This window comes from Cupriavidus sp. NPDC089707, from assembly GCF_044748965.1.
In the GTDB taxonomy this organism is placed as follows: Bacteria; Pseudomonadota; Gammaproteobacteria; order Burkholderiales; family Burkholderiaceae; genus Cupriavidus.
Window position 1 is genome coordinate 25,367 of record NZ_JBIVHB010000002.1, and the last position, 24,824, is coordinate 50,190.

A 24,824-nucleotide genomic window follows, 5' to 3' on the forward strand; every position below is an offset into this window, starting at 1 on the left:
ACAACGGGAACCCTGCCATGTTGCGTCGCCTGGAAAGACTGATCGACCCCTTCCGTGACATGCCCGACCGCGAGCCGCCAGGGCAGGTCTTGCGCTTCTACACCTGGTACCTGCGCGAAGTCTGGGGCGTGTTCGCGCTGCTGTTGCTGGTGGGCCTGGTCGGCGCGCTGATCGAGGTGGCGCTGTTCAGCTTCCTCGGCCGGCTGGTCGACATGGCGCAGACCACGCCCGGCGCGGAATTCTTCAGCCGGCATCGCAACGAGCTGGTGTGGATGCTGGTGGTGGCAGTGTTGCTGCGGCCCATCTTCTTCGGACTGCACGACGTGCTGGTGCACCAGGTCATCAACCCCAGCCTGTCGAACCTGATCCGCTGGCAGAACCACCGCTACGTGCTCAAGCAGAGCCTGTCGTTCTTCCAGAACGACTTTGCCGGGCGCATCGCCCAGCGCATCATGCAGACCGGCTTCTCGCTGCGCGACTCCGCCGTGCAGGCGGTCGACGCGCTGTGGCACGTGGTGATCTATGCGGTCAGCTCGCTGGTGCTGTTCGCGCAGGCCGACTGGCGGCTGATGATCCCGCTGCTGCTGTGGATCGTCTGCTACGTGGCCGCGCTGATGTATTTCGTGCCGCGCGTGAAGGAGCGCTCGGTGGTCGCCACCGAATCGCGCTCGCGGCTGATGGGGCGCATCGTCGACGGCTACACCAATATCACCACGCTCAAGCTGTTCGCCCATACCCGGCAGGAAGAAGACTACGCGCGCGACGCCATGGCCGAGCAGACCGAGAAGGCGCGGCAGGCCGGGCGCATGGTCAGCGGCATGGACGTCACCATCACCGCGATGAACGGCGCTCTGATCGCCGGCACCACCGGGCTGGCGGTGTGGCTGTGGAGCACCGGGCATGTCACCACCGGCGCGATCGCGCTGACCACCGGCCTGGTGATCCGCATCAACAATATGTCGGGCTGGATCATGTGGGTGGTCAATGGCATCTTCGAGAACGTCGGGCAGGTGCAGGACGGCATGAAGACCATCGCCGTGCCGCGCAAGGTCACCGACCGCGCCAATGCGCAACCGCTGCGCGTCACGCAGGGCGAAGTCCGCTTCGAGCGGGTGGGGTTCCACTACGGCAAGGGCTCGGGCGTGATCGAGGGCGTCAACCTGACCGTGCGGCCGGGCGAGAAGATCGGCCTGGTCGGCCCTTCCGGCGCCGGCAAGTCGACGCTGGTCAACCTGCTGCTGCGGCTCTATGACGTGGAAAGCGGCCGCATCCTGATCGATGGGCAGGACATCGCCGATGTCACGCAGGAAAGCCTGCGCGCGCAGATCGGCATGGTGACGCAGGACACCTCGCTGCTGCACCGTTCGATCCGCGAGAACCTGCTGTACGGCAAACCCTCCAGCACCGAGGCCGAGCTGACCGAAGCACTGCATGGCGCCCGCGCGGACGAGTTCATTCCCAATCTGGTCGATGCCCACGGCAATACCGGGCTGGAGGCGCAGGTGGGCGAGCGCGGTGTGAAGCTGTCAGGCGGACAGCGCCAGCGCATCGCGATCGCGCGGGTGCTGCTGAAGAACGCGCCGATCCTGATCCTGGACGAAGCGACCTCGGCGCTGGATTCGGAAGTGGAAGCGGCGATCCAGGACAGCCTGGAAACGCTGATGCAAGGCAAGACGGTGATCGCCATCGCGCACCGGCTGTCGACGATCGCACGCATGGACCGGCTGGTGGTGCTGGACAACGGGCATATCGTGGAGAATGGCACGCATGCGGAATTGCTCGCGCATGGAGGGCTGTATGCGCGGCTGTGGGCGCATCAGACGGGGGGGTTTGTGGGGGTGGACTGAGCGCTTGTTGTCTCCCCTCTCCCGCTTGCGGGAGAGGGGTCGGGGGAGAGGGCAGGACTTCGGCAAGCATGAAAGTGCGTCACTTCGTGGACGCGCTGGCCCTCTCCCCCGCCCCTCTCCCATAAATGGGAGAGGGGAGAAAACACTGGCTCCGGCGAACTCAGTTGCCGTTGCCCGGCGCCTCCACCCGCACCGGATCGATCCTCGGCTCCTTCAGCCTGGCCTCGATCTGCTTGCCCTTGCGCGCGCGCTTGCCGACATACGGCAGCAGCGACTGCCCGGACAGCTTCTGCGACGACGGCTTGCCGCCGCGGCCCGCGCCCGACAGCATCAGCCCCGGCGCGCCCACGGCAACCGCCTGCAGCAGCTTCTCCTTGGGCTCCAGCTCCATCAGGATCACGCCGCGGCCGCCGGCCGACAGCACCTTGACCTCGTCCAGCGCCACCAGCAGCAGGCGGCCGTTGCCGGACAGGCAAGCCGCATGCGTGGCCTCGTCGCCGATCGGCGCCGGCGGCAGCGGGGCATCGCCGTCGTCCAGCGTCAGGAACGACTTGCCGCCCTTCTGCCGGCCGGTCATGTCGCCCACCGTGGTCTGGAAGCCGTTGCCGCCGCCCGTGGCAAGCAGCACGCGCTGGCTGGCGCTGCCGGCAAAGGTATGCGCCACCTGGCTGCCGGACTGCAGCTCGATCAGCGTGGTGATGGGCACCCCGTCGCCGCGCCCGCCCGGCAGGCTGGAGACCGGCACGGAGTAGACCCGGCCATTGGTGCCGAACACCAGCAGCACGTCGACCGTGCGGCAGTCAAAGGTGTTGTAGAGCGCATCGCCCGCCTTGAAGGTGAACTGCTGCGGATCGTGGCCATGGCCCTGGCGCGTGCGCACCCAGCCCTTCTGCGACATGATCACCGTCACCGGCTCGTCGATCACGCGCACCTCTGCGGCGGCGCGGCGCTCTTCCTGGATCAGCGTGCGGCGCGGGTCCTTGTCTTCCGGGCTGTACTGCCTGGCGTCGGTCTCGATCTCCTTGATGATGCGACGGCGCATCATGGTCTCGGACTTGAGCAGCACGTCCAGGTCGGCCTGCTCTTCGCGCAGGTCCTTCAGTTCCTTCTCGATCTTGATCGCTTCCAGCCGCGCCAGCTGGCGCAGGCGGATTTCCAGGATGTCCTCGGCCTGGCGGTCGGTCAGCTCGAAGGCTTCGATCAGCGCCGGCTTGGGCTCATCGCTCTCGCGGATGATGCGGATCACCTCGTCGATATTGAGCAGCACCAGCATCCGGCCTTCCAGGATGTGGATGCGGTCCTCGACCTTGCCCAGGCGATGGCGCGTGCGGCGCGTGACCGTCTCGAAGCGGAACGCGATCCACTCGCTCAGGATCTCGCGCAGGCCCTTCTGGCGCGGCCGGCCATCGGTGCCGATCATCACCAGGTTGATCGGCGCGCCCGACTCCAGGCTGGTATGCGCCAGCAGCGCCTGGATAAACTCCTGCTGGTCGATGTTCTTGCTCTTGGGCTCGAACACCAGCCGCACCGGCGCGTCCTTGCCGGATTCATCGCGCACCGCGTCCAGCACCGCCAGCACGGTTGCCTTGAGCTGCTGCTGGTCCGGCGTCAGCGCCTTCTTGCCGGCCTTGATCTTGGGATTGGTGATTTCCTCGATCTCTTCCAGCACCTTCTGCGCGGAAGTATTCGGCGGCAGTTCGTTCACCACCATCTGCCACTGGCCGCGCGCCATTTCCTCGATGGACCAGCGCGCGCGCACCTTCAGGCTGCCACGGCCGTTCTCGTAGATCTGGGCAATGTCCGATGCCGGCGAGATGATCTGGCCGCCGCCGGGATAGTCCGGCCCCGGCATCAGCGCCAGCAACTCGGCCAGCGAGATATTCGGGTTGCGGATCATCGCCACGGTGGCCGCGGCGACCTCGCGCAGGTTGTGCGGCGGGATCTCGGTGGCCATGCCCACGGCAATGCCCGAGGCGCCGTTGAGCAGCACGAACGGCAGCCGCGCCGGCAGCAGCTTCGGCTCCTGCATCGAGCCGTCGTAGTTGGGGATGAAGTCGACCGTGCCCTGGTCGATCTCGTCGAGCAGCAGGCGCGAGATTGGCGTCAGGCGCGCTTCGGTGTAGCGCATCGCCGCCGCGCCGTCGCCGTCGCGCGAGCCGAAGTTGCCCTGGCCGTCGATCAGCGGGTAGCGCAGCGAGAAGTCCTGCGCCAGGCGCACCAGCGCGTCATAGGCGGACTGGTCGCCGTGCGGGTGGAACTTGCCCAGCACGTCGCCGACCACGCGCGCTGACTTGACCGGCTTGGCATCGGCGCGCAGGCCCATCTCATGCATCGAGAACAGGATGCGGCGCTGCACCGGCTTCTGGCCATCGGCCACTTCCGGCAGCGCGCGGCCCTTGACCACGCTGACGGCGTAGTCGAGGTAGGCGCGCTCGGCGTAGCGGGCCAGCGTCAGCGAATCGGCCGGCTCTTCAGGTTGAAACGTGATGTCTTGTTGTTCCATGGATAGGCAAGAATTCGGCGCGCCATGTTGAAGCAGCGCGCCGGGTTGCTTGTGGTTCGGTCATGCCGGTCAGGGCATATTGCGCCGCCCGCCGATCACCATTTTCACGCGCGGGCCGTCGGCACTGGCACTGGCACGCATGGGCCCCACGCCTTGCGCGGGTTGGTAGAACCGGTAGAACTGCAGCACCGTGCTGACATACTGCTGCGTTTCGGGGTACGGCGGAATGCGGTTGTTGTAGCGCTGCACCGCGCCCTCGCCTGCGTTATACGCCGCCAGCACCAGCTCCAGGTTGTTCGGAAACAGCTGCATCAGCCAGCGCAGGTAGCGCACGCCGGCGGTGATGTTGGTGCGCGGATCGGCCAGCTTCTGCTCGATCGTGCGGCGCTGGTCGGCGCTGACGCCGAAGCGCGCGCCGGTGCCGGGGATCACCTGCATCAGCCCGATCGCGCCCTTGGGCGAGACCGCCCCCGGGTTGAAGCCCGACTCCACCGCCATCACCGCCTTGACCAGCGCGGGATCGACATCCTGCTTGCCGGCGATCTGGTGGATCAGCGGCTCGACGGTCTTGATGTTGGGATGATTGACGACATAGCGGTAGAGCTTGTGCTGCTCCAGGTCGACATCGCCCGCGCCGTCCGTGCCAGCCGGCGCCTTGCCACGCTGGATCGCCGCCAGGCGCGCGCTGTCGAGCTTGCCGCCGTCCTTCATGAACAGCTTGTAGCGCGCGTCGAGCTTCTGGTCGGCAAAGTGCGCGACACCGTCTGCGTCGATATAGCCCCACAGCTCGGCATGCGCCGCCGGCACGAAGGCGAGCCCGGCCAGCGCCAGCACGGCGGCTGCCGCGTTGCGCCATGGATTGCCGGGAGGTCTCGTCGTCATCGTGCGTTCCAGCTGGTCAAGCGAACCTCGGGATTATCTACCCAATCGCGGGCCCGCGCTCCAGCGCTCAGATATCGGCCTCGACCTCGTTGCCCTTCTCTTCCAGCCAGCTGCGGCGCTGTGCGGCCTCGCCCTTGCCCATGAGCATGTTCATCATCTCTACGGTCTGCGGCAGGTCGTACTCGCCCAACGTAACGGGCAGCAAGCGGCGCGTGTCGGGGTTCATGGTGGTTTCCCACAGCTGCTCGGCACTCATCTCGCCCAGGCCCTTGAAGCGCGAGATCTGCCAGCTGCCATCCTTGACGCCGTCCTTGACCAGCTTGTCCTGGATGGCCACGAGTTCGCCTTCATCCAGCGCATACAGCTTCTGCGCCGGCTTCTTGCCGCGCGCGGGGGCATCGACGCGGAACAGCGGCGGACGCGCCACATAGACGTTGCCGGCCTCGATCAGCTTGGGGAAATGACGGAAGAACAGTGTCAGCAGCAGCACCTGGATATGCGCGCCGTCCACGTCCGCGTCTGACAGGATGCTGATCTTGCCGTAGCGCAGGTTGGACAGGTCGGGCTCATCGTTGGCGCCGTGCGGGTCCACGCCGATCGCCACGGCGATGTCGTGCACCTCGTTGTTGGCGAACAGGCGGTCGCGCTCGGTCTCCCAGGTGTTGAGCACCTTGCCGCGCAGCGGCAGGATGGCCTGGAATTCCTTGTCGCGGCCCATCTTGGCCGAGCCGCCGGCGGAATCGCCCTCGACCAGGAACAATTCGTTGCGGGTCACATCGGTGGATTCGCAGTCGGTCAGCTTGCCGGGCAGCACGGCCACGCCGGAGCCCTTTTTCTTCTCGACCTTCTGCGCCGCGCGCGTGCGTGCCTGCGCCTGGCGGATCACCAGCTCGGCCAGCTTCTTGCCGTACTCGACATGGTGGTTCAGCCACAACTCCAGCGCCGGGCGACTGAAGGTAGAGACGAGCCGCACCGCGTCGCGGCTGTTCAGGCGCTCCTTGATCTGGCCCTGGAACTGCGGGTCGAGCACCTTGGCCGACAGCACGAACGAAGCGCGCGCGAACACGTCTTCGCTCATCAGCTTGACGCCCTTGGGCTGCAGCGCGTGCATCTCGATAAAGCTCTTGACCGCCTGGAACAAGCCTTCGCGCAGGCCGGACTCATGCGTGCCGCCGGCGGGCGTGGGGATCAGGTTGACGTAGGACTCGCGCACCGGCGCGCCATCCTCGGTCCAGGCCACCACCCACGAGGCGCCTTCGCCGTCGGCAAAGCCTTCCTCGCCGGGGTTGGCGTCGGGATCGGCAAAGTGCTCGCCCTCGAACATCGGGATCACCAGTTCCCGATCTGGCCCCTGAGAGCTGCCTTGCGCCAGCGCTTCGACCAGGTAGCCCTTCAATCCCTGGTCGTACTGCCAGGTCTGGGTTTCGCCGGTCTTCTCGAGCACCAGCGTCACCTTGACGCCCGGCAGCAGCACGGCCTTGCTGCGCAGCAGGCGCTGCAGCTCGGCCTGCGGGATCGCGGCCGAATCGAAATACTTGGCGTCGGGCCACACCTGCACACGCGTGCCGTTCTTCTTCTCGCCGCGCTCGAACTTGCGCGAGGCCAGCGGCACAGTCACGTCTCCGCCGGAGAAGGTCAGCGTGGAGCACATGCCGTCGCGCCAGACGGTCACGTCCAGCTGCGTCGACAGCGCGTTAGTCACCGACACGCCCACGCCGTGCAGGCCGCCCGAGAAGGCATAGGCGCCGCCCTTGCCCTTGTCGAACTTGCCGCCGGCGTGCAGCCGGGTAAAGACGATCTCGACCACCGGCACGCCTTCTTCCGGGTGGATGCCCACCGGGATGCCGCGGCCGTCGTCCTCCACGCTGACGCTTCCGTCGCGGTGCAGAGTCACCAGGATCTCGGAGCCGTGGCCGCCCAGGGCCTCGTCCGAAGCGTTGTCGATCACCTCCTGCACGATATGCAGGGGGTTGTCGGTCCGGGTGTACATGCCGGGGCGCTGCTTGACCGGCTCCAGGCCCTTCAGGACCCGGATGGAAGATTCGCTGTACTGACTGGTTTTGCTCGCCATGGAGTCGCTACGAAAGTGGATGTCCCGGCTGCGGCGGGCGTACAACTGTGCACGCGCCGGGGCACCGGGCACTGCATTGTAATGGATGCCGGCGGCGGTATTCCCGCCGGAAAGCGCTTGCCGCTGCCGCCGGTGCTCGCGCGGCCTTTGCCGTGGCACCGCCACTTTTTGCCGCGCCGCCGGCTTCAGGGGGCGGCGTACGCGTTTCTCGCGTCCGGGGTAAACTCGCCACCACCCGGCCCACGGCAAGCCTGATTGCCGTCCCGGCACGGTCCACAACAAGCACAGACAATCCATGCCGGCGACGCGCCACCGCGCGCTCAGCCGCACACCGAGCCAAGACATGCAAAACCGACAACTTTCCCTGACCACCGTGCTGGTGTGCGGGGGCCTGCTCGTGACGCTCTCGATGGGCATCCGCCACGGCTTCGGCCTGTTCAACCTGCCGATCACGCAGGCGCACGGCTGGAACCGCGAGACCTTCGCCTTCGCGCTGGCGCTGCAGAACCTGATGTGGGGCGCCAGCCAGCCCTTCGCGGGCGCGCTGGCCGACAAGTTCGGCGCACTTCGCATCATGCTGGTCGGCGTGGCGCTGTATGTGGCGGGCCTGGTGGTGATGGCGCTGGCAACCAGCGGCACGGCCTTTGCCACCGGCGCCGGGGTGCTGATCGGCATCGCCCAGTCCGGCACGACCTACAGCATCGTCTACGGCGTGATCGGCCGCGTCGCCAGCCCCGAGAAGCGTGTGTGGGCAATGGGCATTGCCGCCGCGGCGGGCTCGTTCGGGCAGTTCCTGATGATCCCGATCGAACAGGGGCTGATCTCGGGCCTCGGCTGGCAGAACGCGCTGTACGTGATGGCGCTGATGGCCTGCGTGATGCTGCCGCTGGCACTGACGCTGCGCGAACCGCGCGAAGAGGCGCACACGGCGGGCCACCACCAGACCATCGGCCAGGCCGTCCATGAAGCCTTCAACAACCGCAACTTCCAGCTGCTGACGCTGGGCTACTTCGTGTGCGGCTTCCAGGTAGTGTTTATCGGTGTCCACCTGACACCGTACCTGAAGGACCAGGGCCTGACCGACCCGAAAGTCGCCGTCGTGGCGCTGGCGCTGATCGGGCTGTTCAACGTGTTCGGCACCTATACCGCGGGCGCGATCGGCCAGCGCCTGCCCAAGCGCTACCTGCTGGCGTTCATCTACCTGGCGCGCTCGGTCGTGATCGCCGGCTATCTGCTGTTGCCGCTGACGGTGGCCAGCACCTGGGTGTTCGCGGCGCTGATGGGCTTCCTGTGGCTGTCGACGGTGCCGCTGACCAACGGCATCATCGCGCAGGTGTTTGGCGTGAAGTACCTGTCGATGCTGTCGGGGGTGGTGTTCTTCTCGCACCAGATCGGCAGCTTCCTGGGCGCGTGGCTGGGGGGCTATCTCTATGACCGCACCGGCGGCTACAACACGGTGTGGCTGATCTCGATCGGGCTTGGCGTGATGGCGGCGCTGGTCAATCTGCCGATCCGCGAGCAGGCGCTGGTGCGCGCCCAGCCGGCGGCGGCGTGATGGTGGCGGCCCGCGCGCGCATGGCGAAGGCGGCCTTGCTGGCGGTGCTGGCGGGGGTGCTGGCGCTTGGGTTCGTGGGGTATCTGCGGCCGTCGTTCATGGTCGATCTGACCAATATGGTGCTGGCTTGGTGTGGGTGAGGCTTGGGCGCTACGAGGGTGGTCGCTGTTTGTGACATGCTGTCGGCCGTTGAACCGCGGTGGTCGCTGCTGGTGACATGCTGTCGGCCGTTGAAGCGCGGTGGTCGCTGCTGGTGACATGCTGTCGGCCGTTGAAGCGCCTGGTTCCGCCCTCCTGGGCGGGTCACTTTTTGTCCAAGCGACAAAAAGTAACCAAAAAACGCGTCGCCTGAGCGGCTGGCTATCAATTTCACGGTGGCAGTGGTTCGGGCGGCTTTGGTCTCCTTTGACCGAGGTTGCCCGTTCGACCCTGCTACGCCCCCGGGATGTGCCTGCGTCGACGGGCTGTTGAACGAACCCGAAGCAGGGTAGTGGCCGCCTGCTAACTGCGCCATCGGTGGGACGCCTTCGGCTGCGCTGCGCGCGGGCCCTAACGTGGCAGAGCTGGCATCCACATCCCGGCTCGCGCTTCGGGCCGGCGTCGCACGCTTGGCGACATGGCTGGCGCATACAAAGGTCTTGGCGCAGCGCCGGGGAATTGGCTGGCTTTACTTCGTGGAGGGCCCGGCCCTCTCCCCCGACCCCTCTCCCGCAAGCGGGAGAGGGGAGCGAACAGGCGGTCGGCGGCAGACTCCTGGGCTCATCGGCGATAGCGCCAAGCGAGCGTAGCGACGCGTTCCGTGCCCGAGCCCCTGACCTGAGATGCTGCCGGCGCGCAGCGCAGCCGTAGGCGTCCCTACGTTGACGCCGGCAGCAGGGGCCACCCACAGCTCTGGGCTCGTTCAAACATCGCTTCAATCCCGAGCCACCGTGGCGCACCAAGGCGGCAGGCAGCCTTGCCCTGCATCGAAGCCCAGCCCCGTACGAAACCCCCGGCCCACTACGATAAGAGTGGCCGCCCGCCCAGGGCAGTCAACGCGCTTTTTGGTGACTTTTTGTCGCTCGGACAAAAAGTTACCCGCCCAGGAGGGCGGAACCAGGCGGTTCAACGGCCGAGAGCATGTCACCAACAGCGACAACAACGCTTCAAAGACCGACAGCATGTCACCAACAGCGACAACAGAAGCCAAAACCCAACCCCCTTACACTCCCTCCCCCTTCACCTTCGCCTCCAGCACCTCCCACCTCTCCAGCGCCTCCAGCAATCCCATCTCGATCTCGTCGTGGCGCGTGGCCAGTTGCGCGGCCTTGGCCGCATCGCTGACATAGAGCGACCCGTCTTCCAGCTGCGCCGAGATCGTCTTCTGCTCGGTCTCCAGCGCGGCGATGCGCTCCGGCAGGCCGTCCAGCTCGCGCTGCTCCTTGTATGACAGCTTGACCGAACGGTTGGCGCCGCGCGCCTCGCGCGTATCCTTGCCCCTGGCCGCCTCCGGCGCCTTCTGCTCCGGCTTGCGCGCTGCCTGGATCGCGGCGGCGCGGGCCGATTGCTCGACCCAGTCGGAATAGCCGCCCACGGACTCGCGCCACACGCCTTCGCCCTCGGCGGCGATGGTGGACGTCACCACGTTGTCCAGGAAGGCGCGGTCGTGCGAGACCAGGAATACCGTGCCGCTGTAATCCTGCAGCAGTTCTTCCAGCAGCTCCAGCGTATCGATATCAAGGTCGTTGGTCGGCTCGTCCAGCACCAGCACATTGGCCGGCCGCGCGAACAGCCGCGCCAGCAGCAACCGGTTGCGCTCGCCGCCCGACAGCGACTTGACCGGCGAACGCGCGCGCTCCGGCGCGAACAGGAAGTCGCCCAGGTAGCTCATCACGTGCTTGCGCTGGCCATTGACTTCGACCCAGTCGCTGCCCGGGCTGATGGTGTCGGCCAGCGACTTTTCCAGGTCGAGCGCGGTGCGCATCTGGTCGAAGTACGCCACCTGCAGATTGCTGCCGTTGCGCACCGTGCCGCTGTCCGGCGGCAGCTCGCCCAGGATCAGGCGCAGCAGCGTGGTCTTGCCGGCGCCATTGGGGCCGATCAGGCCGACCTTGTCGCCACGCATGATAGTGGCGGTGAAATCGCGCACCACCACCTTGTCGCCATAACCCTTGTTCACCTCGATCAGCTCGGAGACGATCTTGCCGGAGCGGTCGGCCTGCGACACCTCCAGCTTGACGTTGCCCTGCACCTCGCGGCGCGCGGCGCGCTCGGTGCGCATCGCCACCAGCCGCTGGATGCGCGACACGCTGCGCGTGCGGCGCGCCTCCACGCCCTTGCGGATCCACACCTCTTCCTGCGCCAGCAGCTTGTCGAACTTGGCCTGTTCGACCTGCTCGGCAGCCAGCATTTCTTCCTTGCGCGCCTGGTAGGCGGCGAAGTTGCCCGGGAAGGACACCAGCCGGCCCCGGTCCAGTTCGACGATGCGGGTGGCCACGCGGTCCAGGAAGGCGCGGTCGTGGGTAATCAGCAGCACGCTGCCGCGGAACGCCAGCAGCAGGTCTTCCAGCCAGCGGATGGCTTCCATGTCGAGGTGGTTGGTCGGCTCGTCCAGCAGCAGGATGTCGGGTTCGGCCACCAGCGCCTGCGCCAGCGCCACGCGCTTCTGCAGGCCGCCGGACAGCGCATCGACGTGCGTGTGCGAATCCAGCCCCAGCCGGGCCAGCGTGGTTTCCACGCGGGTGCGCAGCTGCCAGGCGCCGGCGGCGTCCAGCTCGGACTGCAGCCGGTGCAGCTCGGCCAGCGCGGACTCGTCGTCGTGGTGCTCGGCGACGCGATCGGCGGCCGCCTCGTAGCGCACCAGCAGGTCGTGCGCGTCGCCCATGCCCTGCGACACCGCGTCGAACACGGTGATGCCTGGCTCGAACTGCGGCTCCTGCGGCACGTAGGCGCTGGTCACGCCGCTCTGGCGCGCAATCAGGCCGTCGTCCGGCGCCGACAACCCGGCCACGATCTTCAGCAGTGAAGACTTGCCCGAGCCGTTGCGCCCGATCAGGCCCACGCGTTCGCCGGCCTCCAGCGAGAAATCGGCGTGGTCGAGCAAAGCCACGTGCCCGAAGGCGAGCTGGGCATCGGTGATGGAAAACAGGGCCATGGGAAAAGACGACGAATGGAAAGGCAAAGCCGGATGGGACGGGGATGGTTGCCGGGCACGGCGCGGCAGCCCGCATTGTAGACGACCCCGGCCGACAGGCGGCCCCGCGCAGGCGCCCCCAAAAAAGAAGGGCCCGCGCACTGCGGGCCCAAGAGTCTCTCCTCGGTGCCCTGCTCGCAAGGCACACAAGCAGAATATCAATGCGCCTAGCCCCGCTCCAGTCGGACAACTCCGTAAGGGAAAGCCCCGTCAACCCGGGCACGCCGGGGCGTTGCTCGCCGGGCACGCTTGCCGAGCCGGCAGTTGTCCGCATCCGGCGCCGCGTGGAACAATGGCTTGTCCTGCACCCCGGGGTGCCGGCACGACAAACAAGACAACACAACACAGAGCCGGCGCCACAGCCGGCCAGAAGACGGAACGGGTGGTTGGCCTGCGGCCGCCGCCCGCGCCGGTTCCAGTCATTTTTGTACGGGGGTTACATGTTCGATCCGGGTCCGGGGCGCCTGCCTTCCTGCGGGAAGCGCGCGCCCGTCTTGTCATGCCATGCCTTGGCCGCGCTGGCGGCCGCGCTGCTGGCCGTGGCCATGCCGGCGCCATCCGCAGCCACAACCGCCGCCACACCGGCCACCGACCCTGCCGCCACGGCTCCGCCCGACGGCGCGCCGGTGCTGCGCCGGATCCGGCAGACCGGCGCCATCCGCATCGCCCACCGCGAAAGCTCGGTGCCGTTCTCCTTCGTCGTCGACGGCAAGCCGGTCGGCTATGCCGTCGACCTCTGCCTCAAGGTCGCCGACGCCGTGCGCGGCGCGCTGAAGCTGCCGTCGCTGCGCGTGGACTGGGTGCCGGTCACGCCGGCCAGCCGCATCCCGGCCATCGTCGAGGGCAAGGCCGACCTGGAATGCGGCTCGACCACCAACAACCGCGAGCGGCGCGAGCAGGTCGCCTTCACCATCCCGCACTACATCGCCGGCAGCCGCATGCTGGTCAAGGCGGCGTCGGGCATCAACAGGTGGCCGGACCTGCGCGGCAAGACCGTGGTCTCGACCACCGGCACGACGCCGCTGGCGACGCTGCGCAAGATGGATGAGGCCGGCGCGCTGCAGCTGCGGCTGGTCGAGGCCAAGGACCACGCCCAGGCCTTCGCCATGGTCGAGGCCGGCAAGGCCGATGCCTTCGTGATGGACGACGTGCTGCTCTATGGCCTGCGCGCCAACGCGGCGCGCCCGGACGACTACCGCGTCACCGGCGACCTGCTCACCATCGAGCCCTACGCCATCATGCTGTCGCGCCACGACGCGGCCTTCAAGCAGCTGGTCGACAAGACGCTGGTGGCGTCGATCTACGACCAGGACACGCAGCGGCTGTACCGCAAGTGGTTCCAGGCACCAATCCCGCCGCATGGCATCCGGCTCGATATCCCGATGAGCTACCTGCTGCGCGACTCGTTCAAGTTCCCGAGCGACAAGGTGGCGGACTGACGCGGCCAGACCCGGGGAAGGCGCGGCGGATGGTACGGCCAAGGCACTCGTGCGAAGATGTCGGCCTGCCAATGTGCGTGCCCCGTTCCGCGTCTGCCCGATGACCACCGCTTCGCTGAAATTTTCCGACCTGTCCGTCTCCGCGCTCGTCGCCGGGCTGGTCGCCACGCTGACCGGCTATACCAGCTCGCTGGTGCTGATGATCCAGGCCGGCCAGGCCGCGCACCTGACCGACGCGCAGATCTCGTCGTGGATCTGGGCGCTGTCGATCGGCATGGGCGTCACCACCCTCGGCCTGTCGCTGGCGTCGCGCATGCCGATCGTGGTGGCCTGGTCCACGCCCGGCGCCGCGTTGCTGATCGCCAGCCTGCCCGGCGTGCCCTATCCCGAGGCGATCGGCGCTTTCCTGATGGCCGCCCTGCTGATGGTGGCCGCCGGCATGACCGGCTGGTTCGACAGGCTGATGCGGGCGCTGCCGGCGAGCATTGCCTCGGCGCTGCTCGCCGGCATCCTGTTCCGCATCAGCGTCGATGTGTTCGTGCAGGCGCAGCACCAGACCGTGCTGTTGCTGGCAATGTTCGCCGCCTACCTGCTGGGCAGGAAGCTGTGGCCGGCCTACGCGGTGCCCGGCGTGCTGTTGACGGGGGTGGCGGTGGCGGGCGTGCTCGGCCAGCTTGACTTCTCCGGCCTGCGGCTGGAACTGGCGGTGCCGGTATGGACCACGCCGGCGTTCTCGCTGTCGGCCTTCATCAGCATGGCGATCCCGCTGTTCATCGTCGCGCTGGCGTCGCAGAACATCCCCGGGCTGGCGGTGCTGCGCGCCGACGGCTACCACGTACCGGCCTCGCGCCTGATCACGGTCACCGGGCTGGCGTCGGCCGCGCTGGCGCCGTTCGGCTCGCACGGCATCAACCTGGCGGCGATCACCGCCGCCATCTGCACGGGCCCGCAGGCCGACCCGGACCGCAACCGCCGCTATACCGCCGCGGTGGTCTGCGGCATCGGCTACCTGGTGGCGGGCACGCTGGCCGCGAGCATCGCCGCGCTGTTCGCCGCCTTTCCCAAGGCGCTGGTGGTCGGCGTCACGGCGTTCGCGCTGCTGGGCTCGATCGCCAACGGCCTGACCGTTGCCATGCAGACGCCGGCCGAGCGCGAAGCCGCGCTGCTGACCTTCATGATCACCGCCTCGGGCATGACGCTGGCTGGCATCGGCTCGGCATTCTGGGGCGTGGTCGGCGGCATGCTGGCGTTCTACGTGCTGCGGCCGCGCGCGGCCTGAGCGCCCCCCACGCGCCGCTACAGCATCAGGAAGGCAACGTCGGCGGCACTGACCGCATCCGGCGGCACGCCCTTGCGGCGCTGGAACAGGATGTGCTGCAGCACGCGGTCGCGGTGCGTGGCGAAGACCTGCGGATCCAGCCGCAACGCCATGCGGGCGTAGTGCTCGGCCATCAGCTTGTAGACCCGGTGGCGCACCAGCAGCATCTCGTTCTCAGCCTTGAGCCGGCTCATTGCCCCGGTGTGGTCGTCTTCCAGCTGGCGCATGCCCACCACCACCCGCGCATGCATGCCCCGGTAACGGTCGATTTCCGCATGGGCCTTGCGCAGCTCTTCACGCAGCGACCGGACCTCCTGCATCAGCTTCAGGTTGTGCTGCACGCCTCGCTGGATGCGCGTGGCTTCTTCCAACGCATGGTCCGCCGCGGCGATGGTGTCCTGCCATGGCGTCGCGTCCGGCTCCGGTGCCGCCTCCACGAACTGCGCCGTCGGCCAGGCGGCCGTGCCGTAGATGCCGGTGTGATTCATACCGCTCCCCTTACCCCAAGAAGCCAGCCGCCGGCATCGTCAGGTTCGTGCCGGCTTGGTCAGGCCGCAAAAATACCGCGACTGCCTGGTAACGCAGGCCCGAGGGGGGTCTGCTTTGTTCTGTATTTTGTTCTATTCAAAACTGCAATGCCGCTTCGCACAACCACCGCGATGGAGGGACGCGGCTTTGGCGCAACATGGCGGCGGCGCTAAGATGCCGGTTTAGCGCCTGCCGCCCCACTTTCCAGCCCCAGCCATGAACGGATACCTGCTCCTCGGCCTCGCCATCGTCGCTGAAGTCATCGCCACCAGCAGCCTGAAGGCCTCGCAAGGCTTTACCCGGCTCGTGCCCAGCGTGCTGGTGGTGGGCGGCTACGTGGCGGCGTTCTGGCTGCTGATGATGGTGATGCGGACCGTGCCGGTGGGGATTGCGTATGCGATCTGGAGCGGGGCCGGGATCGTGCTGGTTACGTTGATTGCGGTGGTGCTGTACCGGCAGATCCCGGATCTGGCGGCTTGCCTGGGGATTGGCCTGATCATTGCCGGCGTCGCGGTGATCCAGCTTTTTTCGAAGACCAGCGCGCACTGAGCAGCGTAGCTGAACCACGTTGCACCTTGCCTGCTTGAATTTGCATGCAGACATGGCAAAAGTGGCCCCGGACACCAACGCCGTGTCATTGCCATGACATAGCAATGTATCGTCAATGCAGCTTCGGCGTGCGCGGTTGCGCACCGAAGTTCTGGTGTGCCCGGCTTGCGGCACGGCCCAGAAACTTTCCGAGAGAAGCCAAACGATATGTTCGACGACCTGCGGAACACCTACGATCGCGTCTATGTCCCCTTCACCGGCAAGGAATTTCTGCAAAGCCTGGATGATGGGCGCGAGGTGTGGATCTACGGCGAGCGCGTGCGGAATGTCGCCGAACATCCGGCGTTTCGCAATATGGCACGGATGATCGCCCGGATGTACCAGGCGTTGCATGATCCGGAGCGCCACGCTGAACTCTGCATCCCGACCGAATGGGGCGGCTTTACCCAGCGCTTTTTCCGCGCGCCGCGCGACGTGGCCGAGCAGTTGGCGCAACGCAATGCGATTGCCGGCTGGCAGCAGTGCGCATGGGGCTGGATGGGACGGTCGCCGGACTACAAGGGCTCCTTCCTCGCCACGCTGGGGGCCAACGCGACGTTCTACAAGGGCTACGAGGAAAACGCCCGACGCTGGTACCGCAAGGCCCAGGAGCGAACCTGGTACATGGGCCATGCCGTGGTCAATCCCCCCGTTGATCGCGATCTGCCGCCATCGGCCGCATCTGACGTATTCGTGCGCGTGGTCCGCGAGGACGATGGCGGCATCTACGTCAGCGGCGCCAAGGTGGTTGCCACCGGCGCCGCGCTGACCCATTACATCTATGTTGCCAATGCCGACGCCACGCCGGCGCGTGGACCCAAGTTGATCGTGTCCACCAACGCCCCGGGCCTGAAGCTCTTATGCCGGGTCTCGAACGAATACCGCGCCGCGGTGCTCGGCAGCCCGTTCGACTACCCGCTGTCATCGCGCCTGGACGAGAACGACGCCATCCTCGTGATGGACAATGTCTTCGTGCCGTGGGAGAACGTGTTCATGCACGGCGAGGTGGCGCAGGCAGACACCATACAGTCCGGCTCCGGGTATCTGGAACGCGCGTCGCTCCACGGCTGCACGCGCGTCGCGGTCAAGCTTGACTTTATCGTCGGCCTGCTGGCACGGGCGCTGGAGATCACCGGTACGCGCAACCTGTACGGCGTCCAGGTGCACCTCGGCGAGGTGATCGCCTGGCGCAATGCCTTCTGGGCCTTGTCAGATGCGATGGCCAAGAGCGAGGTGCCCTGGCATGGCCACGTCCGTCCCGATCCACACTTTGCCGGCGCCTACCGCGTGCTGAACCAGGAGGCATTGCCACGCGTGCGCAATATCATCGAGCAGGTGGTGGCCAGCGGCCTGATTTACCTGAACTCGCACGCCAACGACTTCAACGTGCCCGAGATCCGCACCTACATCGACAAGTACCTGCGCGGCTCCGGCGGCGCGCAGGCCGAGGAGCGCGTCAAGGTCATGAAGCTGTTGTGGGATGCCATCGGCACCGAGTTCGGCGCACGCCATGAGCTGTACGAGATCAACTACATCGGCAGCAATGAGGCGACGCGGCTGACCAACCTGTCGGCTGCGCAGAACACCGGCAATCTGGAGCAGATGAAGGCCTTTGCGCGCTCGGCAATGGACGACTACGACCTGAACGGCTGGACCGTGCCAGACCTGGTCAATCCCGACGATGTCAGCGCGCTTAGGCGCAACCTGCCTGCCGCGCAGCAGGAATGCCGCCCGCGGCACTTTGGAGAAGGGGTACCCTGAAAGGTGGCATTGGATTGGTCCCGCCGACAGGAATCGAACCTGTATCTAGCGCTTAGGAGGCGCTCGTTCTATCCATTGAACTACGGCGAGGGGACCCTGAAGCAGGAGGGGAGTATATCAAAATCCTCTTGCCGGAAGTCACCCGACACCGACAGCCAGCCATCCAGGATTCGGGACGCGGCCGCGCGCGTCAGTGCGACTGGATATCCGCCGCGAACGCCAGCGCCTGTCCGAGCGACTCGCATTCAGTGAGGTTGCCGAAGTCGTCCGTCACGCATATTTCCGGCTGCCCCCGAGAAGGTGTCCGGACTACGCTCAGTCCAAGCCGGGTCAAGGGCTCGACGATGGTCAGCAGGATCAGCATGACGCCCTCGCATTGATGCGTGAGGGGCCAGTGTCGCTGCAGGGCACGTGCCGCATCGGTGGCCTGCGACACATAACCGGGGAATATTGCGGCTGAAGCGGGGTCTTGCCCGCGAGCGATACAGTGACGGGGAAATTCCGACATGTGTTCGCACAGGTGTCGTTGCCAGGCGAACGCATACTGCGGTCCGCTGATGGCGCGACGCCGTGCCGCCAACCAGCAAACCGTGCCGCATGGCGCTCTGGCGCCAACCCAACCAGCGGCTCGCTACTGTTGGCACGCGCCTTGCTGTATTCCGATGCCGCCCCGGCACAAGTCGCTACAACCCGGAGACAGACACATGGCCACCCTAGCTATTCACGATCTTGCCAGCTGCCGCGAACTTGCTTCCGACGCCATGGCCCGCGTACGCGGTGCCGGCGGGCAGTGGGTGTTCGGGTGGATCCGCCCGTTCGTGCCGTCGTCGCCGGTGCCGGCCGGCGCGGTGTTCAACTTTTACGAGATCAACTACAGCTTCTATGCTGATCAGATGAACAACCAGTTCCAGAACATCGATATCCGCAACAACGCGCCCAACTCCAATATCAGTGTCCAGGGCGACCAGGGCGCGAGGAACGACGGTCGCTTGATCTGAGCGCCCATCGTGGCACGCCCCGGCGCGACGGGCACGAAAAATCGGTACGAAAGGGGCGCGACGCGGAGCGGAGGCTAGTTTTGGGTTTCGATTCGCACTTCCAGTGGACCTCGGCGGCCTGCACCGACGTCGGCCGCGTACGCGAACGCAACGAGGATGCGTGCCTGGACCTGCCCGCGCAGCAGCTGTGGGCGGTCGCCGACGGCATGGGTGGCCACGCCGTCGGCGACTTCGCCAGCCAGGCCGTGGTTCAGGCGCTGGCCGCGCTGCCGCCGCAGCCGCTGCTGGAAGACCGGATGGAGGCCACGCGGGCGGCGATGCAGGGCGTCAACCTGGCGCTGGTCGACGAAGCCGCGCGGCTTGGTGTGCGATGCATCGGCAGTACGGTCGTAGTGCTGCTGGCCGGCGACCGGCGCTGCGGCTGCCTGTGGGCGGGCGACAGCCGGCTGTACCGGCTGCGCGGCGGCGAGCTGGTGCGGCTGACGCGCGACCATAACCAGGTCGAGCGCCTGCTGGCGCGCGGCCTGATCACGCCAGAGCAGGCGCGCCACCATCCCGCGCAGAACACCATCACGCGCGCCGTCGGCGCCGCGGCAACGCTGGCGCCGGAGCAACTTCTGACCGAAGTTGCCGATGGCGACATCTTCCTGCTGTGCAGCGACGGCTTGAGCAATGAGGTCGACGACCCCGACATCGCTGCGGTACTGGCGCAACAGGATCCGCCACAAGCCGCGCAGACGCTGCTGAAGATGGCGCTCGATGCCGGCGGGCGCGACAACATCTCGGTGGTGGTGATCCGCGCCGCCGATCCTTACGGCGACAAGACGCTGGTCAATCCCGAGCTCGACACCTGAGCGCCGCGCCTACCCCTTGCTCCCGTCCGCCTGCCGGCTGGCGCGGAAATCCTTGGAATGGATGCCATGCTTCTTCAGCAGCATCTGCAGGTGCGAGCGGTTCATGTCGAAGCGCCGCGCCAGCTCGGCGACGGTGCCGCCGACTTCCTGCAACCCGCGCTCCAGGAAAGCGCGCTCTGCCTCGTCGCTGGCCGCGCGCTTGGCCTCGCTGAGCGAGGTCGGCATGGCGATTTCGGTCCCTGCCCCTCCCGCTCCTCCCGCCGTCCCCACCACCGCCAGCGCCGCCGGCCTGGGCCGGATGTCCTGCGGCAACTGCGCCAGGTCGGCGGTGTCGCCAGCCAGGCATGACAGCCGGTAGATCAGGTTGCGCAGCTCGCGGATGTTGCCCGGGTAGTCGTAGTGCAGCAGGAAGTCGCGCAGGCGCGGCGTCAGCCTGACCGGCGCGCGCTTGAGCATGCTGGCGGCCTCGTCGCTGAAGTAGGACACCAGCAGCGGGATCTCGTCGTGCCGCTCGCGCAGCGCCGGCAGGCTGACATGGATCACGCTCAGGCGGTAGAAAAGGTCCTCGCGGAAGGTACCGGCCTCGCTCATCTTGCGCAGGTCCTTGTTGGTGGCGGCAACGATGCGCGCATCGACCGAGATGATCTCGTCCGAGCCCACGCGCTGGATCTCGTGCGCTTCCAGCACGCGCAGCAGCTTGACCTGCCCGGTCAGCGGCAGCTCGCCGATTTCGTCGAGGAAGATCGTGCCCGTATGCGCGCTCTCGAACTTGCCGCGCCGGTCGTTGCTGGCGCCGGTGAAGGCGCCCTTCTTGTGGCCGAACAGTTCGGATTCGAGCAGGCTGTCTGGGATCGCGCCGCAGTTGACCGAGATGAAGGGCTTGTCGGTGCGCGAACCGTTGGCGTGGATCACCTTGGCCATCAGCTCCTTGCCGGTGCCGCTCTCGCCGTCGATCAGCACCGGCAGGTCGGTCGGCGCGGCCTTCTCGGCAATTTCCAGCGCTTCGAGCAGCTTGGGGTTGTCGCCAAAGGTTCCCTCGAAGATAAAGCTGCGCTCCATCAGCGCCTGCCGCCGCTCGCGCGGCATGCGCTCGACTTCCTGCTGCGGCGGCGCGCTTTCATCCGCGCTTCCGGCCGCGGTTTCAGCAGATGACGCCGCCTGCACGAAGCGCTCCTTGTGCGACAGCCCCATGACCTCGTCGCGCAGCGTGGTGGCCTGCTTGAGCAGCTTCTCGATCTCGGGGCGGTCGAGACGCGACGCCCAGCGCAGCGTCGAGCGCAGGATCTCGATTTTCTCGATCAGGCCGGCGAACGACACCGGCGAGGTGACCGAGGCGGGGGTGGCACCCTGGTTGTATAGCTTCATGCTGCGCTCAGTTGCTTCTGCACCAGTTGGAAATACATGCCCTTGCGTTCCAGCAGCTCTTCATGCCGGCCCTGCTCGACAATCGCGCCTTCATACAGCACCAGGATCTTGTCGGCCTGCATGATGGTGCTGAGCCGGTGCGCGATGATGACTGCGGTACGCCCGCGCAGGATCTCCTGCATGTTCGCCAGGATGTTGCTCTCGGACTGCGTGTCGAGCGCCGAGGTCGCCTCGTCGAACACCAGCAGCCGCGGGTCGTGGTACAGCGCGCGGGCGATGCATAGCCGCTGGATCTGCCCGCCCGACAGGCCGATGCCGCGCTCGCCCACCACCTGCTCGTAGCCCAGCGGCAGCTTGCTGATAAACGCATGGGCATCGGCCATGCGCGCCACTTCCTCGATGCGGCGCCGGTCGGGGCTGTCGTCGCCGCAGGCGATGTTCTCGGCGATGGTGCCCGAGAACAACAGGTTGGACTGCATCACATAGCCGACCTGCGCGCGGTAGAACGCCGCGTCGATCACGTTGAGGTCGTACCCGTCGACCGACATCGTGCCCTCGGTGGGCTTGTAGAAGCCGACCAGCAGCTTGGCCAGCGTGGTCTTGCCCGAGCCGCTGCGCCCTACAATGGCGACCATCTCGCCCGGCCGGATGGTGAAGCTGATGTTCTCCAGCACGTAGGGCGTGTCCTCGCCGCCATAGCGGAAGTACAGGTCCTTCATCACGATCTCTCCCTGCAGGTCGGGCAGCATCACACGAGACAGCACGTCCTGCGGCTTCTGCTCGGGCTCCAGGTCGAGCACGTCGCCGAGCCGTTCCATGGCCACGGCCGCATCGTTGAGCTGGCTCCACAGCGCGACCAGGCCCATCAGCGGCGCCAGCACGCTGCCCATGAAGGCGTTGAAGGCGATCAGCTGGCCGATGGTCAGCTCGCGCTCGAGCACCAGCGTCGCGCCGACCCACAGCACCGCGATGGTGGTGGCGGCGTTGAGCAGCTGGCTTACCAGCCCCACCAGAATATGGAAAGCCTGCGCCTTGTATTGCGACTCCAGCGCCTTGGTGTACTTGCGCTCCCAGCGCAGCCGCACCGGACGCTCGATGCCCATGCCCTTGACGGTTTCGGCGCCGCCCAGCGTTTCCATCAGGTAGGCCTTGGCATCGGTCGACGTGGCAAAGACCTCGCGCGCATACGTCTTGACCTTGGGCGTCACCACCACCGTCAGTGCCGCGATCGGGATCACGAAGGCGATCAGCAGCAGCGTCAGCTTGACGTTGTAGAGGAACATGATGGTGAAGTAGATGAACACCATCAGCAGGTTCAGCGCCGTGGTCACCGTCGACTCCGTCAGGAAGGCGCGGATGGTCTGGTTCTCCTGGAAGCGCGCGAAGATGTCGCCGGTCTTGCGCTTGGCGAAGAACGACAGCGGCAGCGACATCGTGTGCTTGAAGAAATGCGACATCATGGCGAAATCCATGTTGCGCACCATGAAGTTGGCCAGGTACGCGCGGATCGTCGACATCAGCTGCGAGAACACGTTGGCAATGATAAGCCCAGCGATCAGCAGGTGCAGCAGCCCCACGTTCTGGTGCACCACCACGCCGTCGAGGATGTTCTGGATGATCAGCGGCGGCACCACCCCCAGCATCTGGATCACGAAGGTCGCCAGGAACAGGTGCGCCAGGATCTTCTTGTACGGCGCCAGGTAGCCGATGAAGCGCAGCCACGGCGAGCGCTGCACCGAGAGTTGCGTCATGCTCTCGCCCGGCGAGAACAGCAGGCAGGTGCCGCTCCAGCCGCGCTCGAACTCCTCCGCGCTCATCTTGCGGAAGCCGATGGCGGGATCGGCCACCCACACCCAGCGCGAAGAGATGCCGTACACCACCACGTAGTGGTAGCCCTCCCAGTGCACGATGAACGGCAGCTCGAAGCCCATCAGCGAGTCGCGCGTGCATTGCACCCCGCGCGTGGTGAAGCCCAGCGACTCGCCCGCGCGCGCCAGGCTGTCCAGCGTGGCGCCCTGCGTGGTCACGTTGGCCAGCTCGCGCAGCTTGCCCAGCGTCATCGGGATGCCGTAGTGCCGGCAGATCATCGCCAGGCAGGCCGCGCCGCAGTCCATCTCCTCGGCCTGCTCGACCAGGCCGAAGCGGCGGATCATCTTTTCGCCCAGCTCGGGCCTGGAATGCAGGTCCAGCAGCACCGGGCGCTTGCGCCGCTCGGCCAGCTTCTTCTGCCGATGCAGCTCGCGATCGAGCGCGCGGATGCGTTCTTCCAGCACCTCGCGCAGGCGCGGGTTGCGTTCCAGGATCAGCTGCACGGTCTTCTCGGGGATGACCAGCAGGCGCACGTCGGTCTCGGCGACGGCCGACGCCAGCTGTTCCTGCCGCATCACGCACGCGCGCTCGCCGAAGATATCGCCCTGCCCAAGTGTCGCCAGGGGAAACTCGCTGCCCTCTTCGCTGCGCACCACGCGCACGGTGCCCTGGCGCACCACGTACAGGCGCCGGTCCTCGCGCCCGTCCTGCTTCAGGATCTCCTTGCCGGCGCTGACGCGCTTGACGCCCACGCTGCGCACGGCGTCGGCCAGTTCCTGCTTGTCGAGCTTGCCGCGCAGGTCGAACAGCCGCGCGACAAAGCCGCCGGCGGAACTGATCGCGACATAGCTGGTGACAAAGGCCAGCGCCGCCGGGTTGCCGGCCACCACCGGCTCAGCCACGCTGCGCGGGATCATCAGCAGTTCGGTCTTGCCCGAGGCGCGCACCGACGACTCGTGCCGGTACTCGCGCAGCAGCGCGATATCGGCAAAGACCTCGCCGGCCTTGCGCACGCCCATGCTGATTTCCTTGCCGTGCTCTTCATTGAACACACGCACGGATCCCGACTTGACGATAAACAGGCCGGGCGCCGCGTCGCCGGCGTTGCAGACGGTATCGCCAAAGCCAAAGGTCAGCACTTGCGCGGCGTCCGCCAGGCGCGCCAATTCCTCCGGCGTCAGCACCGACAGGATCTCCACGCCGGCCAGGAAAGCGGCCAGCGCGGATCCGCCTTCGGACCTCTCCGAGCCGGTCGGGGCTGTCGGGGCAGCGGCGGCGGAGGCGTCGCCAGACTCGCTAGCGGGCTTCGATGACATGTTCCTGCGCCCTGCCCATCAGCCAGTCTTCGCGCAGCAGGCGGCGCACTTCCACCGCGACCTCGCTGTCGAGCGTGGCGGGATGCTTGGCGCGCACCAGGAAGACCTCGAAGAAGGAACGGTCCGGCGCGGGGAACGGCCCCAGCAGGTCGCCCGGCTCCGCGTTGAACACCTTGGCCTCAATATCGGTCTTGAGCGAGCCGCGCAGCACCTTGCCGATCTCGCCGCCGTGCTCGCGCGTGTCGGCGATCGAATGCTCGCGCGCCATGTCGGCGAACGCCTCGGGATCGTCCTGCAGGTACGAGATCAGTTCCTTGGCCTTGCCTTCGCTGTCGACCACGATATGGCTGACCTCGATGCTGTCAAAGCGCGGAGAGTTCAGCGCAAAGTACTCCTGCACCGCGGCGTCGCTGCAGACCTGCTCCATCATCCGCTCCTGGTACAGGTTGTCGGTGATGAACGCCTCGAATTCGTCGAGGCTGACATTCAGCGCATCGAGGTAGTGGTTCATGTCGGCGGCGCGGTGCAGCCCCTGCACGCGCCGGAACTGGTCGGCGCGCTCCTGGATTTCGTCGGGCGTGACCACCATGCCCTGCCGCTTCGCGGCGTGCACGGTCAGCTTGTCGCGCACCATCTGCTCGACCAGCCCTTCGAACTGCCCGGTCAGCTTGAGCAGCCGCACGAATTCATCGACGCCGAGCACCTCGTCGTCGATACGGACAATGCCAGTCATGTCTAGGCTCCTTTTGACGGCCCGATGCGCGCGCACGGGCATCCAGCTCGGCTGTTCCTGTAATCCCCCGGCTGCCGGCGCTGCC

18 protein-coding genes and 1 tRNA gene are annotated in these 24,824 nt (G+C 66.8%); 9 read left to right on the forward strand and 10 right to left on the reverse strand.

Annotated elements, in window-relative coordinates; genetic code table 11:
* The first annotated feature begins 17 nt into the window (after positions 1-17).
* A complete protein-coding gene (locus ACIP1U_RS03495; RefSeq protein ID WP_400311842.1) occupies positions 18-1,847 on the forward strand; it encodes an ABC transporter ATP-binding protein in 1,830 nt (609 codons plus the stop codon).
* A gap of 160 nt (positions 1,848-2,007) precedes the next feature.
* Here the strand turns inward: ACIP1U_RS03495 and parC are convergent, their stop codons facing one another.
* The 3 genes from parC to ACIP1U_RS03510 form a co-directional block, all read right to left on the reverse strand.
* Positions 2,008-4,350 (reverse strand): DNA topoisomerase IV subunit A, encoded by a 2,343-nt coding sequence (gene parC, locus ACIP1U_RS03500; RefSeq protein WP_400311845.1) that lies wholly within the window; start codon positions 4,348-4,350, stop codon positions 2,008-2,010.
* Positions 4,351-4,419: 69 nt separating this feature from the next.
* Positions 4,420-5,232 carry a lytic transglycosylase domain-containing protein gene (locus ACIP1U_RS03505; RefSeq protein ID WP_400311848.1) on the reverse strand — a complete coding sequence of 271 codons (813 nt, stop codon included), beginning with the start codon at positions 5,230-5,232 and terminating at the stop codon, positions 4,420-4,422.
* Between the two features lie 67 nt (positions 5,233-5,299).
* On the reverse strand, positions 5,300-7,303 hold the full coding sequence (locus ACIP1U_RS03510) for a DNA topoisomerase IV subunit B (RefSeq protein ID WP_400311850.1): 2,004 nt from the start codon (positions 7,301-7,303) through the stop codon (positions 5,300-5,302).
* 343 nt (positions 7,304-7,646) lie between these two features.
* Here ACIP1U_RS03510 and ACIP1U_RS03515 point away from each other — a divergent pair, with 343 nt between their 5' ends.
* Together ACIP1U_RS03515 and ACIP1U_RS03520 are read left to right on the forward strand one after the other, a co-directional pair.
* Positions 7,647-8,858 carry an MFS transporter gene (locus ACIP1U_RS03515; RefSeq protein WP_400311853.1) on the forward strand — a complete coding sequence of 404 codons (1,212 nt, stop codon included), beginning with the start codon at positions 7,647-7,649 and terminating at the stop codon, positions 8,856-8,858.
* A complete protein-coding gene (locus tag ACIP1U_RS03520) occupies positions 8,858-8,998 on the forward strand; it encodes a hypothetical protein (RefSeq protein WP_400311855.1) in 141 nt (46 codons plus the stop codon). The genes ACIP1U_RS03515 and ACIP1U_RS03520 overlap by 1 nt, the downstream gene beginning before the upstream one ends.
* Positions 8,999-10,059: 1,061 nt before the next feature.
* Here ACIP1U_RS03520 and ACIP1U_RS03525 read toward each other — a convergent pair.
* Entirely contained in the window at positions 10,060-11,991 is a 1,932-nt protein-coding gene (locus ACIP1U_RS03525) for an ATP-binding cassette domain-containing protein (RefSeq protein ID WP_400311857.1), read from the reverse strand.
* 584 nt (positions 11,992-12,575) lie between these two features.
* Here ACIP1U_RS03525 and ACIP1U_RS03530 point away from each other — a divergent pair.
* Both ACIP1U_RS03530 and ACIP1U_RS03535 read left to right on the forward strand, forming a co-directional pair.
* Positions 12,576-13,469 (forward strand): amino acid ABC transporter substrate-binding protein, encoded by an 894-nt coding sequence (locus tag ACIP1U_RS03530; RefSeq protein WP_400312810.1) that lies wholly within the window; start codon positions 12,576-12,578, stop codon positions 13,467-13,469.
* Positions 13,470-13,569: 100 nt separating this feature from the next.
* Positions 13,570-14,748, forward strand: coding sequence for a benzoate/H(+) symporter BenE family transporter (locus ACIP1U_RS03535; RefSeq protein WP_400311860.1), 1,179 nt, complete (start codon positions 13,570-13,572; stop codon positions 14,746-14,748).
* A 17-nt stretch (positions 14,749-14,765) separates the two neighbouring features.
* Here ACIP1U_RS03535 and ACIP1U_RS03540 read toward each other — a convergent pair whose 3' ends face one another.
* Positions 14,766-15,275 carry a hypothetical protein gene (locus ACIP1U_RS03540; RefSeq protein WP_400311863.1) on the reverse strand — a complete coding sequence of 170 codons (510 nt, stop codon included), beginning with the start codon at positions 15,273-15,275 and terminating at the stop codon, positions 14,766-14,768.
* Positions 15,276-15,531: 256 nt separating this feature from the next.
* Here ACIP1U_RS03540 and ACIP1U_RS03545 point away from each other — a divergent pair, with 256 nt between their 5' ends.
* The gene (locus ACIP1U_RS03545; RefSeq protein WP_400311866.1) at positions 15,532-15,864 is read left to right on the forward strand and encodes a DMT family transporter; all 333 of its coding nucleotides are present in this window, start codon (positions 15,532-15,534) and stop codon (positions 15,862-15,864) included.
* A gap of 207 nt (positions 15,865-16,071) precedes the next feature.
* On the forward strand, positions 16,072-17,664 hold the full coding sequence (locus ACIP1U_RS03550; protein WP_400311868.1) for a 4-hydroxyphenylacetate 3-hydroxylase N-terminal domain-containing protein: 1,593 nt from the start codon (positions 16,072-16,074) through the stop codon (positions 17,662-17,664).
* A gap of 15 nt (positions 17,665-17,679) precedes the next feature.
* On the opposite strand, the gene ACIP1U_RS03555 is transcribed toward ACIP1U_RS03550, so the two are convergent.
* Both ACIP1U_RS03555 and ACIP1U_RS03560 read right to left on the reverse strand, forming a co-directional pair.
* Positions 17,680-17,754 (reverse strand) — tRNA-Arg (locus ACIP1U_RS03555).
* 100 nt (positions 17,755-17,854) lie between these two features.
* Positions 17,855-18,028 carry a hypothetical protein gene (locus ACIP1U_RS03560; RefSeq protein ID WP_400311871.1) on the reverse strand — a complete coding sequence of 58 codons (174 nt, stop codon included), beginning with the start codon at positions 18,026-18,028 and terminating at the stop codon, positions 17,855-17,857.
* A gap of 340 nt (positions 18,029-18,368) precedes the next feature.
* Between ACIP1U_RS03560 and ACIP1U_RS03565 the strand changes: the two genes are divergently transcribed.
* Positions 18,369-18,662: a hypothetical protein gene (locus ACIP1U_RS03565; protein ID WP_400311874.1), complete on the forward strand. Its 294-nt coding sequence runs from the start codon at positions 18,369-18,371 to the stop codon at positions 18,660-18,662.
* Between the two features lie 80 nt (positions 18,663-18,742).
* Entirely contained in the window at positions 18,743-19,516 is a 774-nt protein-coding gene (locus ACIP1U_RS03570; protein WP_400311876.1) for a PP2C family protein-serine/threonine phosphatase, read from the forward strand.
* Positions 19,517-19,525: 9 nt separating this feature from the next.
* Here the strand turns inward: ACIP1U_RS03570 and ACIP1U_RS03575 are convergent, their stop codons facing one another.
* Genes ACIP1U_RS03575 through ACIP1U_RS03585 form a run of 3 tightly spaced genes read right to left on the reverse strand, consistent with a single transcriptional unit; the run spans position 19,526 to position 24,739 of the window.
* Positions 19,526-20,881: a sigma-54 interaction domain-containing protein gene (locus ACIP1U_RS03575; RefSeq protein ID WP_400311879.1), complete on the reverse strand. Its 1,356-nt coding sequence runs from the start codon at positions 20,879-20,881 to the stop codon at positions 19,526-19,528.
* Positions 20,878-24,006 carry a peptidase domain-containing ABC transporter gene (locus ACIP1U_RS03580; protein ID WP_400311882.1) on the reverse strand — a complete coding sequence of 1,043 codons (3,129 nt, stop codon included), beginning with the start codon at positions 24,004-24,006 and terminating at the stop codon, positions 20,878-20,880. Before ACIP1U_RS03580 ends, ACIP1U_RS03575 begins: the two co-directional genes overlap by 4 nt.
* Positions 23,987-24,739 (reverse strand): peptidylprolyl isomerase, encoded by a 753-nt coding sequence (locus ACIP1U_RS03585; RefSeq protein WP_400311884.1) that lies wholly within the window; start codon positions 24,737-24,739, stop codon positions 23,987-23,989. The genes ACIP1U_RS03580 and ACIP1U_RS03585 overlap by 20 nt, the downstream gene beginning before the upstream one ends.
* Positions 24,740-24,824: the final 85 nt, after the last annotated feature.

What these genes read in the sequence shown, in the direction of transcription:
- ACIP1U_RS03560 (WP_400311871.1), bottom strand. Translation starts at nt 18,028, where the DNA reads ATGCTGATCCTGCTGACCATCGTCGAGCCCTTGACCCGGCTTGGACTG.
- ACIP1U_RS03520 (WP_400311855.1), top strand. Translation starts at nt 8,858, where the DNA reads ATGGTGGCGGCCCGCGCGCGCATGGCGAAGGCGGCCTTGCTGGCGGTG.
- ACIP1U_RS03505 (WP_400311848.1), bottom strand. Translation starts at nt 5,232, where the DNA reads ATGACGACGAGACCTCCCGGCAATCCATGGCGCAACGCGGCAGCCGCC.
- ACIP1U_RS03580 (WP_400311882.1), bottom strand. Translation starts at nt 24,006, where the DNA reads ATGTCATCGAAGCCCGCTAGCGAGTCTGGCGACGCCTCCGCCGCCGCT.
- ACIP1U_RS03515 (WP_400311853.1), top strand. Translation starts at nt 7,647, where the DNA reads ATGCAAAACCGACAACTTTCCCTGACCACCGTGCTGGTGTGCGGGGGC.
- ACIP1U_RS03535 (WP_400311860.1), top strand. Translation starts at nt 13,570, where the DNA reads ATGACCACCGCTTCGCTGAAATTTTCCGACCTGTCCGTCTCCGCGCTC.
- ACIP1U_RS03565 (WP_400311874.1), top strand. Translation starts at nt 18,369, where the DNA reads ATGGCCACCCTAGCTATTCACGATCTTGCCAGCTGCCGCGAACTTGCT.
- ACIP1U_RS03525 (WP_400311857.1), bottom strand. Translation starts at nt 11,991, where the DNA reads ATGGCCCTGTTTTCCATCACCGATGCCCAGCTCGCCTTCGGGCACGTG.
- ACIP1U_RS03545 (WP_400311866.1), top strand. Translation starts at nt 15,532, where the DNA reads ATGAACGGATACCTGCTCCTCGGCCTCGCCATCGTCGCTGAAGTCATC.
- ACIP1U_RS03495 (WP_400311842.1), top strand. Translation starts at nt 18, where the DNA reads ATGTTGCGTCGCCTGGAAAGACTGATCGACCCCTTCCGTGACATGCCC.
- ACIP1U_RS03530 (WP_400312810.1), top strand. Translation starts at nt 12,576, where the DNA reads ATGCCGGCGCCATCCGCAGCCACAACCGCCGCCACACCGGCCACCGAC.
- ACIP1U_RS03585 (WP_400311884.1), bottom strand. Translation starts at nt 24,739, where the DNA reads ATGACTGGCATTGTCCGTATCGACGACGAGGTGCTCGGCGTCGATGAA.
- ACIP1U_RS03575 (WP_400311879.1), bottom strand. Translation starts at nt 20,881, where the DNA reads ATGAAGCTATACAACCAGGGTGCCACCCCCGCCTCGGTCACCTCGCCG.
- ACIP1U_RS03550 (WP_400311868.1), top strand. Translation starts at nt 16,072, where the DNA reads ATGTTCGACGACCTGCGGAACACCTACGATCGCGTCTATGTCCCCTTC.
- ACIP1U_RS03540 (WP_400311863.1), bottom strand. Translation starts at nt 15,275, where the DNA reads ATGAATCACACCGGCATCTACGGCACGGCCGCCTGGCCGACGGCGCAG.
- parC (WP_400311845.1), bottom strand. Translation starts at nt 4,350, where the DNA reads ATGGAACAACAAGACATCACGTTTCAACCTGAAGAGCCGGCCGATTCG.
- ACIP1U_RS03510 (WP_400311850.1), bottom strand. Translation starts at nt 7,303, where the DNA reads ATGGCGAGCAAAACCAGTCAGTACAGCGAATCTTCCATCCGGGTCCTG.